This window comes from Betaproteobacteria bacterium, assembly GCA_009377585.1.
GTDB lineage: Bacteria > Pseudomonadota > Gammaproteobacteria > Burkholderiales > WYBJ01 > WYBJ01.
The window spans coordinates 10,660-23,428 of record WHTS01000015.1 but is presented as its reverse complement, the minus strand read 5'-3'; the positions used below and the strand labels follow the sequence as shown (position 1 = coordinate 23,428).

Here is a 12,769-nt window from a genome sequence, read left to right as displayed (position 1 = left end):
CGCGCACGTTGGAGTTGAAGCTCACGAACGGCAACCCGAAAATCTCCGCGTTGACGCCGATCTCGGGCGCACCGAACTCGAAGTACACGTAAGGCGTGTCGACGTTGGTGAGGCTTTGCAGCGAGACCCCGTACAAGCCGCTGCTGCCGGCCGGCAGCACACGCGGGCCGCCGAGACCGATGGTGACGTCGATCGGCAACGCCCGCTCGACCAGATAGCGGTACGGAACGATCGCCTCGGCCCCGTCCGGATTGATGACTTTCACGTCGTAGAGCGCGCGATCGCGGCCGGTGAAATCGAAGGTCGCGATGATGGTGGTGGCGTCGATCACCTCGTATCGCGACGGCTCGATCTCTTCGACGCCGGGGCGCACCAGCTTCACGATCGCATCTTGCTGGAAGCGCGCGCCGTGGATGCGCATGGTGACCCATTTGCTGTCGCCGCCCTGGTCCGGCGTCACACCGGTGATCGAGAAGGGCAGCGTGCGCGCGGTGAGTGTGATCGGCGCGTTCGGCGTGGGGCCCGACTGCCCGCGCACGAAGACGTAGTAAACGCCGGCCTGGGTCGAGGGAATCGTGGCGACCTGATCGGCTTGCAGTGGGTTCTCGAACGCCGCATCGAAGACGAAGCCGTCCGGCACCTCGCCATAGCGAATGAATATTTCGTTCGATGCCAACTGCTGCGTGGTCGTGAGGCTCACCTGCAGCGTTTCGTTCTGCCCGACTTCGATCTTGTAGAGCCGCACCTGGCCTGGCGAGAGCGTCGCCGCGAGCGGCACGCCCAGGTGCAACTCGGGAACCTGCACGGTGATCGGATCGGGCGATGGGGTGGTGTTATTGAGCTCGTCGAGCGCGGCGGCCGCGCCTTCGTACACCTCGTTGAGGACATCGGTGCGCACGATGAGCCGATACTGCCCCTCCCTCAGCGGCGGCAGCGCGGCCGAGAGCTGCGCGGTGTAGCTCATCTGCGGTGCGAGCCCACCGCTATGTTCCACCTTGCCGATCAGCCGGTCGCCGATGTCCCATTCGCTGTCGGCCGAGATGTACACCGCATCGACCCACGTCCCTTCGGCCGCGAAGTCCGAGCTATTGACGACCGTGAACGCCACGTTCACCGTTTCGCCCGCGGTGAGGACGCCGGCGACGTCGATGTCGCTCACTTCCAGGTCAGACGGCGGCGGCAACTCGATCAACACCGGCTGCACAGAGGGCGTCGCGTTGTTCGTCTCGCTCGTGCCTTCGTACACCGCACCCCGCAGTGCACCGCTGCGCGTCGGATCGGTCACCACGAACACGTAGTAATCGCCGATGATGTCGCGCGGCAGGCGGATCGCGTGCTGCACCTGGTAGGACGCACCGTTCGCCAGCGCACCCGTGTGGCGCACGCGATCGAGATACCGATCGGCGTTGAGATCGAGGAATGGATCCGCAGACAGATAAATGCGGTCTTCCCAATTGGTCTGGTCCGGTGGCGTCGGGCCCGGGCCGGCATTGGTAACGGTATAGCTCACGTCGAGCGTCTGACCGACGAGCACGCGCTGCGGCGCGATGACCGTGCTCACGCGCAAGTCGGCCGCCGGCCGCAGCACGATGTCGATCGCACGCACCGAGATGTTGTTGCCCTCGTCGCGGAATTCCGGCACGGCGTCGTGGCGCAGCCTCACGCCGGATACTTCCGTGGGAGCCGGGGCGCCGGCGCCGGTGCTGCCCTCGACGTCCGAGTCGGCATAGGCGATCAGGTAAAAAGGCCCGCTCGCCCCTTCGGGCATCCGCACCGTTGTGTTCAGGTTGTAGCTCGCGCCGGCCTCCAACGGAGCGAAACGCTTGAACTCCCCGAGCGCGAGGTCGGTCGGATCGAGCGACGGATCTTCCGACAGATAGAGCCGATCCAGCCAGCTGAACTGGCGCGTTGCGCGCGTGCCGAGATTGGAGATCGTCACCGTCACCGGAACCGTGTCGCCGGAGCCGATCTCGCCGTCGGCAACGGTGATCGCCGTCACTTGCAGATCCGGCTCGCGGTAGATCACCGGGATCTCGCTGCGCAGGGCGTTGGCTCCGTTCAGTTCCTCCCAGACGTGCACGCCGTAATAACCGAGTGAGAACGTATTGATGCCGCCGCTCAGGTCTTCGCCGCTGCTGCCATCCGCGAACACGTAGAGGAAGAAATCGCCGCCGATGCCCGCCGGCAGCGTGACCTCGACATCCTGCGTGTACGATTCGCCGTGCGCGAGCCCGTCGCCGAGCGCGTGCACGAACGTGCCGAGCGGGGTCGCGCGGCTGGGAATGAAGGTCGGATCGGGCGAGATGAACACGGTGTCGGTCCACAGCCGCGAGCCGCCCCAGACTGCGCCGCCTTCGTTGACGACGGTCCACGTGATGCGCGTTTTCTCGCCGGAATAGTTGACCGGCTGCGATGTGATCGACGTGACGCGCAGGTCGGCCGGGGGGGTGGCCACGGCTGCGCTTACGACCGTCGTGTTGTTGTTTTCGTCGGTCTCCTGCACGGAGGGTATGAAGGCAGTGTCGGCCTTGACGATGACATACTGCCCTTTGGCGGCGGGCGATAGCTCGAAGGTCTGGGTGTTCGTGTACGCTTCGAGCGAGCCGAGCGCGCTGACCCGCTGAAAACTGCCCAGCGCCCAGGTCTTCGCATTCGGTGCGTTCATATCCGACTGATCGGATAGCCACACCGTATCGATCCAATCCGCCGCATCGCCTTCGCCAGTGTTCTCGACCACCCAGGTGACGATCAACGGGACATCCGCGCTCGCGGGTCCGTCGGTGGTGACCGAGGCGACGACGAGATCGGGCAGCGGCGGGATCGGGTTGCCGATGATGTCGATCGCCCGCGCCTTGTAGTTGTTGTTGTCGAACTCGTTCGGATCGTCCGGATTGATGTTGGATGCGAGCGTGTCTTCGAACACCGCGTCGTAGGCGTCGGTCCATGGTGTGATGTAGTACAGACCCGACTCGATCACGCTTGGAACGCGCACGCGCGTGGTGACCAGGTAGCTCTCGTCGCGCTCGAGCCTGCCTTCGTGCGTCACCGAGCCGAGCAGGATGGCGCCGTTGCCCCCGGGGTTGGGGCGGGTCTTGTCGCGCGCAAGCCAGATGGTGTCGGTCCAGGTCGCCTTGTCGGTCTGCGCGGAGCCCTCGTTGGTGACGCGATAGCGGACTTCGATCTCCTGGCCGTAGAGACCCTGGACCGGCGCGACCACCTCGCTGGTCAGCAGGTCGGCGAGCGGCACGGGCTCCACGTGGATCGCGACCGCGCGCGTGTTGTTCGCTTCGAACTGGCTCGGATACTCCTCGATCGATGCGGACGCGTCGGCCTGCACGATGATGAAGCCGTCGCCGCGAAAGCGAAGCGGCACGACCGCGGTTCCGGTCTGCGAGCTGTATCCTTGCCCGGACTCGAGTGCCGATCCATTCTGGATGCTGCCGATCAGAATATCGTCGCCGCCGATCTTGTCGTCGAGCGACAGATAGGCGTTGTCCTGCCAGCGCGGATTGGTGGTGGCGACGCTGCCGCGGTTGAACACGGTGAACGACACTTGCACGGTGCCGCCGGAAGAGACGCTGGCGGGCGCCGTGATCGTTGCGACTTGCAGATCGGGACGCGGCTTCAGATCGACCGCGAGCGCGGCGTCGTCGAGCAGGATGTTGTTGTTCGCAGCGGCTGCGTGCTCGTAGACCACATTCGCCACGTCGGTCGTCACTTCGACCTGCCACGCGCCTTCGAGCTTCGAAGGCAGCCGCAAGCGTTCCGTGCGCGTGTAGCTCTTGCCGGGCTCGAGGCCGCGGTCGTAGACGAACGATCCGAGGATCACCGGCAGGGCAGCGCCGCCGGCGCGGCGCAGGATGATGCTGTCGCTCCAGCGCTCGAGCGCCGTCACTTCGCCGTCGTTGACCACCGTCCAGCTGATCTCGATCTCGTCGCCCTCGAAGGCGGCTGCCGGCGCAACGATGTCGTTGACGCGCAGGTCGACGCTCGGCGCGAGCGTGACGGTCACCGGCCCGGCGAGGCCGCGGTTGTTGTCGGTATAGAGGAATTCGAACGGGCCGGCGGTCGAGACGGTGACATACACCGTGCCGGTGATGCCTTCGGGCAGGTCGATGTCGATGTCGCGTTCGTACCGCTCGCCATCGCCCAATACACCGAGGTGCTCGAACGCCTCGCTGGTCACGATTTGCGTTCCGGCGGGATCCCGCGAGACGATGACCTGGTCGTACCATCGGCTCGCGTCGGTGCGCCCGATGCCTTCGTTGGTAACCTTCCAGGAAACCGACAAGGGCCCACCCGACTTGGCGGTGGCAGCGGCAGTCACGTCGCTGATGGCCAGGTCGGCGTAGGCAATCGGCATGATGTCGAGCGGCGCGGCGGCCGCCGGCGCGTGGTTCGCTTCCAAACCGTTCTCGAACACTTCTTCCGCCGCATCGGTGCGCACGAACAGCGTATAGCGCCCCGTGAACCCGGGCGGCAGAAAGAAGGTTTCCGAGCGCTCGTACTCGACGCCGGCCGCGAGCCCTCCCGAGTGCCGGAATTGCCCGAGCATGATGTCATCGGCGTTGCCCAGGACGGCATCCGCGGAGGCGACGACGGTATCGTTCCACTCCGCTGCGAAGCCCGCTCCGGTGCCTTCGTTGGCAACGGTCCACGTCACCGTGATCCGCGCCGGATCCGCGATCAGCTCGCCGGATGGGCCGGTAGCCTGCACGATCTGCAGGTCCGCATAAGGCGCTAGCGCGATCTCCAGGGCAGCCGCGCGGTGGTTGTTCTGCTCGAAGCCGAATTCGTGGACCGCGTTGGCCACGTCGGAGACCACGACGATCTGATACGAGCCGGACAAATCCACCGGCAGCGTGACCTGCAGCGCGCCATCGTATGTCGCACCCGCAGCCAACGGCCCTGCGTGCTCGACCGTGCCGAACTCGCGCGCTTGGCTGTCGACCTGGCCGTTCAACGTGAGATAGACGCGGTCGAGCCACGTCCCCTCTGCGGCATCGGTGCCCGCATTCTCGATGCGCCAGCCGATTTCGATGGCATCGCCGCTCGTGGGAGCAGGCGGAACCGAAACGGACGCCACGGTGAGGTCGGAATGCCGGATCGCGATCGCAGCACTCGAGCGGTTGTTCGTCTCCCGGCCCTGCTCGAACACCTGGTTCGCCGCGTCGGAGACGACGATCAGGCGATAGCTGCCGTCGGGACGGTCGGGCAGGGTGACGTTCAAGGTTCGGGTATACGAACCGGTGTCCGCGAGCGGCTCCGTGATGGTCAGCGCACCGATCTGCACCGCGCCGGTCAACGTCTCGTCGGCACTGAGATAGATGCGATCGGTCCACGGCGATTGCGCCTGCGCCTCGCCCGTATTGCCCACGGTCCAGGTCACGGCCACTTGCGCGCCTGTCACGGCTTCGAGGGGACCTTCGACCGATTGCACCTCGAGATCGGGGGCCGGCGTTATGCGGATCTGCGTCGGGTTCAGTGTGGCGCCGGCGTTGTTGCCTTCGAACGCGCCTTCGTAGACCTGACCCACCGAATCGATGAGCATCAGGAACCGGTAGGTGCCCGGCATACCGGTGGGCGCCGTGATGGTCGCGCTCGTCGTATAGGAGGCGCCGAGCGCGAGCACGCCGTCGTGCTGGAACTGGCCGAGCAACAGGTCGGATGCGTCGATCACCTCATCGGCCGACAGATAGAGCGCGTCCTTCCACTGGCTCATGTCCGTCGCGCTGTCGCCGCGATTGACCACGCGCCACAACACCGTGGCCGACGCGCCTTCGATGATCTCGGCCGGCGCTGTCGCCACTTCGAGCTGCAAGTCGGCGAACGGCGCCGACAGTGCGATCGGCACGGGTGGCGTGAGCGTGTTGTCCGCACGCGTATCCGGTTCGGCCACCTGCCCGAGCGCATCGGCGACGACGGACAGGAACCACGCCCCGGCGATCCGGTCGGGAATCTCCACCGAGTGACTCGTGGTGTAGGCTGTGCCCGGCGCCAATCCGTTCGGGCGGAGGAAGGTGCCGAGGGTGATGTCGTCGGCATCGCCGATGGTCGCATCGTCGCTCAGGATGATTCGATCCGACCAGCCCTGCGCCGCGGCAACCGCACCCGCGTTGGTCACCGTCCAGGTGAGCAGAACGTCGTCGCCGCCGCGTGCGGATACGGGGGACTGCAAATCGCTCACCCGCAAATCGGGGTAGGCGACAGCGGCGGAAGTGAGCGTCAGGATGGCCGTGTTGTTGCCCTCGGCGCCCGCACCGCTTGCGTCGACTTCCGGCACGAGGGCGCCGGCATCGGTTGTCACCTGAATTTCGATCTGGCCGGTGCCGCGGGTTCCGTCGGGCAGCGTCAGCGAAAAGCTGCGCGGCCGCGATTCGCCGGCGCCCGGAGCGCTGCCGTTGCTCCCGGCGAACGGCACGAACGGCAGCAACGCTTCGACGAGCGTTTCGTTCGTCGTCAGGTTCTGCACGACGATGCGATCCGACCAGCCACCGCTCGGCGCCGCATTCCCCGCATTGAGATCGTTCCAGCTCAGGACGATGGTGCCGCCCGCCTGCGGAGCCGGAGCCTGCGCCGAGAGATTCACGACTTGAAGATCGGGTGCGGATACCAGCGAGCGCTGAGCGGTATTGTTGGTCTCCCCGGTCCCGGAGGCGTTGTGCTCGAAGACTTGCGCGTTGCTATCGGTCGTGACCGTGAATTCGAACAGCCCGAGGGCATGGGTCCCGTCGGGCCAGATCAGCGTGGTATCGCGATCGCGCGATGCGCCGGGATCGATCGCCCCTGACACCGCGGCGTCATAAGGAACCGCCATCGTAAACAGGGTCTGTCCGGTGGCGAGATTTCGCACCCGCAACGTCTCGGTCCACGAACCGCTCGTCGCCTTGCCGCCTTGGTTGTGGGTCTTCCAGCTCACCGTCACGGCGTCCCCGGGCTGCCAGCCGAGCTCGGGATTGACTGCCACGTCGCTCACCGTGAGATCGGAATACGAGGCGAGCGTCGCGACGACGTCGATGTCCGCGCTGTTGTTGGTCTCTGCGTTTCCGGCGGCGTTGGCTTCCACGACGGCGCCCGCTCCCGAGGCGTTCTGATCCGCCGTGACCTGGATCTGCAGATTGCCCACGCCCGCGCTCCCATCGCTGAGACGGAAGCTGTAGGTGCGTGCGAGCGCCCGCCCGGGCGCGAGCGTCGTACCTGCGGGCAGATCGAAGCGCACGTGCTCGTCGTGCAAGGCCGTATTCGTCGTCTGATTGACGACGCGGATGCGGTCGAACCAGCCCCCCGCCAACGGCGTGTTCCCGGTGTTGACGTCGTCCCACGTGATCGTGATCAGATCGCCGGTCACCGGCGCCGTGGTGCTGGCTGCAAGCTCGTCGACGATGAGATCGGGCGCGGAGAGGACCACGGATGCCGCGGCATTGTTGGTCTCCGCCGTATCGGCGGGATTGTTCTCGAAGAGTTGGGAGGCCGAATCCGCGCTGACCGTGAATTCGATGCGCCCGCTCGCACCGGCGGGAAGCACGAGACTCACGGTCCGATCGCGGACCTCGCCTGCGCCGATGTCCCCCGAGGCTGCGGCGTCGTAGGGAACGTCGAGCGTGAGCAGCGTTTGTCCCGTGGTGAGATTGCGCACGCGCACGGTCTCTGTCCAGGAGCCGGTGGTCGGCGCATCGCCGTCGTTGCGCGTCTTCCAGGTGAGACTTACGGTGTCGCCGGGAAGCCAACCGGCCGCCGGTGTCGGAGTCACGTCGGTGACGACCAGATCGGGATACGGTGCGAGCGCAGAGGCGAGATTTGCCGCGAGCGCGTTGTTGATTTCGGCGAGCCCTTGCGGGTTTGTTTCCGTCACGCTGTTGGCGACGTCCAGCGTGAGCGTGAAGCTCAAATTGCCCGCGCCGCGATTGCCCGGTGGCAGCGTAAACGTTGCCTGGCGCTGAATGCTGCCGCCGCCCGGGAGCGCGCCTTCGATGGCGACGTCGTAAGGGACCTGCAGGTCGGCAAGGACTTCATTCGTCCCGAGATTGCGAACGACCAGCCGGTCGGTCCAGGCCGTGGCGGCTGCCACGCTTCCTGCATTGCCTATTGTCCATTGCACGGTGACCGTGTTTCCGGATTGCAGCTCCGATCCCGCAGCGACGCCAAAATCGGAGGGTACGAGGTCGGTTCCCGGCTGCACGGTGCTGACGGTGACGTTCGTCACCTTCAGGACGCCTGGATCGGTGGCCGTGTCGACGCTGAAGTCCACCTGTGCGTCAGGGCTCTCGCCGCGCAGGACACTGAAGGCGCCGGTGCGGCTCGCGTAGGTCAACACGTCGAAGATCTCGCCCAGGAGCGGCTGGTAACCGCCCTCGAGGGACACCGCCAGGGTTCCGGCAAGACTGGCGGAGCCGGTCGCAGCTACCACGCCGAAGGTCGAGGCATTGGCGAGACCGACGCGGATCGTGCTTTGCTCGCTCGTCATCAGGTTGCCGACGACGCTCAAGCGTGCACCCGCTGCGACACTCACGGTGCCGGCGTTCGCCAGAGAGTTCGCGTAACTCAGCGTGCCCGCGTCGACGTTCACCGTGCCGGTGTGGTGGAAAGTGATGCTGCCGGCAATCGCGTGCGTGCCGGGCACCGTGAGGTTGAGGGTGCCTGCGTTGTTCAGAACCGCCGTGCCGGTATAGAAGTTCAGCGGCGTCGCGGTCGTGCTCGACAGATTGAGCGTCGCGCCCGCTGCATTGGTCAACGTGTTCGTCCCGCCGCTGGAATAGCCGAAGTAGATCGCGTCGTCGCCCGCAACCGTCAGCTCGCCTTCGTTCACCCAGGTCTTGCCGGCGTTGAGGCTCAGGAATGTCTGCCCGCCGCTCAGGTTCACCGTGCTCACCCCTTCGGTGGCGAACACGCCCGGACCGCTCAAAAAGCTATGCCCGGTGACATCGAACGTGCCGGTCACCGTGATGTCACCGGTGCCGCCCAGCGTCCCGCCGCTCATGACCACGTTCGGCAAGATAACCGGGTCGGCCGTGTCGAAATTGAGCGCGCCGCCACTGATCGTCGCCGCCACCAACTGTCCCGACAGGACGCCGGCGCCGATGTTCAAGGCCCCGCTGCCGACATGCAGGCCGGTGCCGGTTTTCGCGATCTCGAGCAGATTATTCGCGTTGACGGTCGCTCCGGTGACGGCCAACATACCCGAGCCCGTGACGTTGGTGCCTGCACCCAGGTTGCGCGTGCCGCCGCCGAAACCCAGCGTCGCCTCGGAGGCGACTGCATACTGCCCGCTGTCCGTGCCGCCGCCGTCGATCGAGAGCGTGCCCGCGTCGACGTTCACCGTGCCGGTGTGGTGGAAAGTGATGCTGCCGGCAATCGCGTGCGTGCCGGGCACCGTGAGGTTGAGGGTGCCTGCGTTGTTCAGAACCGCCGTGCCGGTATAGAAGTTCAGCGGCGTCGCGGTCGTGCTCGACAGATTGAGCGTCGCGCCCGCTGCATTGGTCAACGTGTTCGTCCCGCCGCTGGAATAGCCGAAGTAGATCGCGTCGTCGCCCGCAACCGTCAGCTCGCCTTCGTTCACCCAGGTCTTGCCGGCGTTGAGGCTCAGGAATGTCTGCCCGCCGCTCAGGTTCACCGTGCTCACCCCTTCGGTGGCGAACACGCCCGGACCGCTCAAAAAGCTATGCCCGGTGACATCGAACGTGCCGGTCACGCTGAGCGCAGCGCTGCCGCCGACCGTTCCACCGCTCAAGTCCAGATTCGTGATGCTCTGCGCCGTGTTGACACTAAGCATCCCGGAACTCACGTGGACCGCGGCGCCGGTCGTGCCGATGTCCAACTCGGTGTTGACGTTCAGCGTCGCCCCGGTGACGGCCAACGTGCCCAGGCCGGTGATGTTCGTGCCCGCATTCAAGTTGCGCGTGCCGCCGCCGAAGTCCAGCGTCGCGCCCGAGGCGACCAAGTAGTGCCCGCTGTCGGTGCCACCGCCGTCGATCGAGAGCGTGCCCGTATCGACGTTCACCGTGCCGGTGTTGTGGAAAGCGATGCTGCCGGAGATCGCGTGCGTGCCGGGCACCGTGAGATTGAGCGTGCCAGCGTTGTTCAGAACCGCCGTGCCGGTATAGAAGTTCAGCGGCGTAGCGTTCGTGCTCGACAAATTCAGCGTCGCACCCGCCGCGTTGGTCAGCGTGTTCGTGCCGCCCGAGGTGTAGCCGAAGTAGATCGAGTCGTCGCCCGCAACCGTCAGCTCACCTTCGTTCACCCAGGTCTTGCCGGCGTTGATGCTCAGAAACGTCTGCCCGCCGGCCAGGTTCACCGTGGCTGTGCCCTGCGTCCTGAACGTTCCCGGCCCGCTCAGAAAACCGTGTCCGGTGGCATCGAAGACTTCCGTTACGATCAACTCGCCATTGCCGCTCAGCGTTCCACCGCTCAGATTCAGCGTAGGGATCGCGAGGGTGCTGTTGACGTTCACCGTCCCTCCGGTGACGGCCAGCGTTCCCAAGCCGGTTACGCTCGTGTTCTCATTCAGATTGCGCGTGCCACTCCTGAAGGCCAGGATCATCCCCAGGTCGATGGCATACTGGCCGCTATCCGTGCCGCTGCCGTCGATCGAGAGCGTGCCCGCATCGACGTTCACGGTGCCGGTGTTGTGAAAAGCGATGCTGCCGGAGATCGCGTGCGTGCCGGGCACCGTGAGGTTGAGCGTGCCCGCGTTGTTCAGAACCGCGGTGCCGGTATAGAAGTTCAGCGGCGTAGCGTTCGTGCTCGACAGATTGAGCGTCGCACCCGCCGCGTTGGTCAGCGTGTTTGTGCCGCCCGAGGTGTAGCCGAAGTAGATCCAATCGTCGCCCGCGACCGTCAGCTCACCTTCGTTCACCCAGGTCCTGCCGGCGTTGAGGCTCAGGAACGTCTGCCCGCCGCTCAGGTTCACCGTGCTCACCCCTTCGGTGGTGAACACGCCCGGACCGCTCAAAAAGCTATGCCCGGTGACATCGAACGTGCCGGTCACGCTGAGCGCAGCGCTGCCGCCGACGGTTCCACCGCTCAGGTCCAGATTCGTGATGCTCTGCGCCGTGTTCACGTTCAGCGTCCCGGAGCTCACGTGCACCGCGGCGCCCGTCGTGCCGATGTCCAGCTCGGTGTTGACGTTCAGCGTCGCGCCGCTCACGGCCAACGTGCCAAGGCCGGTGATGTTCGTGCCTGCATTCAAGTTGCGCGTGCCGCCGCCGAAGTCCAGCGTCGCCCCGGAGGCGACTGCATACTGCCCGCTGTCCGTGCCGTCGCCGTCGATCGACAGCGTGCCCGCGTCGACGTTCACCGTGCCGGTGTTGTGGAAAGCGATGCTGCTCTGGATCGCGTGCGATCCCGGCACCGTCAGGTTGAGCACGCCCTCGTTATTCAGCACCGCCGTGCCAGTATAGAAGTTCAGCGGCGCAGCGTTCGTGCTCGACAGATTGAGCGTCGCACCCGCCGCGTTGGTCAGCGTGTTCGTGCCGCCCGAGGTGTAGCCGAAGTAGATCCAATCGTCGCCCGCGACCGTCAGCTCGCCTTCGTTCACCCAGGTCCTGCCGGCGTTGATGCTCAGAAACGTCTGCCCGCCGGCCAGGTTCACCGTGGCTGTCCCCTGCGTCCTGAGCGTTCCCGGCCCGCTCAGGGAGCTCTGTCCGGTTACGTTGAACGTTCCGGTCAGGACCACCGCACCGGCTCCTCCGAGCGTCCCCCCGTTCAGCGTCAGCGCGCCGTTGACCTCGGCTTCTGCACCGATCGTGAGGCTTCCCGATTGCAGTACGATATTCTCGTTGCTGAGCAGAGTACGTGCAGCGGCGCCGCTCTGAATCGAGATGGTGTGTGTCGTTCCGGCGGTATCGATCAGAACATCGTCGTTGGCGGTCGGTACGAGCCCGGTGCTCCAGTTGGAAGCCGTTTCCCAACTGCCGCTCGTCCCGGTCCAGGTGACGGTCGGCGTGATCGTCAGCGCTTCGACTTCGGCGTGGCTCATCGGCATCGATAACGTGCGAGTTGCCGTGTCCCCGTTCCGAGCGATCGGGTCGAACCCCCCCTCATGAAATCCGCGCAATCCCGGCCCGAGGTACGCTTGCATCACATCGCCTGTTGGCGCATGCGAAGTCGCGTGCTGCTCTCCGCGCAGATGGCCGATTTCGTGCATGAGAGTCGAAAGCAGATCGACCTTGCCCGCAGCGGCCCCGTCGGCGCGCGCAATCCATTGGTCACGCGCTGCGTCATACGCGAATTCGTCATCGTCCGCCGGGGTCGGATCGATGAACCAGCCGTAGCCTGTTGCATCGATGTCCAAGCGAATGCAGTCGCCGGCGGATTGCGCGAGGTACGGGCCTGCGAGATCGGCGATCTCGATCCGAGGCGAGCTTTCGTACTTCATGCGGGCAGCCGCTTCGGTGAGCAACGCATCGAGCTCCGCAACGTTGCGGAGCACTGCGTCGCCTGCAGGTGCCGCACCGTGATCTGTCGCCATGGGGCCCTGGTCGAGCGCCAAGCGGATCGCCGGTTCGTCGTAAGAAACGCTCAATCCGCCTGCGTCGTTCTCCGTGAGCGAGGACGTCAGCGCCGCGTCGCCCGTCTCTTGCAGAGGGTCCGCCGAAAGCAGAATGCGCGGCTCGAGTGTCTCGAACACGGCTCTGCGCGGTTGAGTTTTTCCCAGCGTGCGGATTGCATGGGAAACGAGCCGATCGAGCAGACGCACGCTCGAAGGGAAGGGATTACGCCACCACCCACGTTGCCGTTCGAGTCTATTATTGCCGTGCGCTCGTCGGTTCAT

General features: G+C 65.6%; 1 protein-coding gene (cut by a window edge). It reads right to left on the bottom strand.

Features of this window, described 5'->3' with window-relative positions:
• Positions 1-12,769: the start of a tandem-95 repeat protein gene (locus GEV05_07540; GenBank protein ID MPZ43237.1), read on the bottom strand. The gene continues 15,992 nt to the left of window position 1, outside the view; 12,769 of the gene's 28,761 nt are visible here — the first part of the coding sequence; the start codon lies at positions 12,767-12,769; its stop codon lies beyond the left edge, outside the window.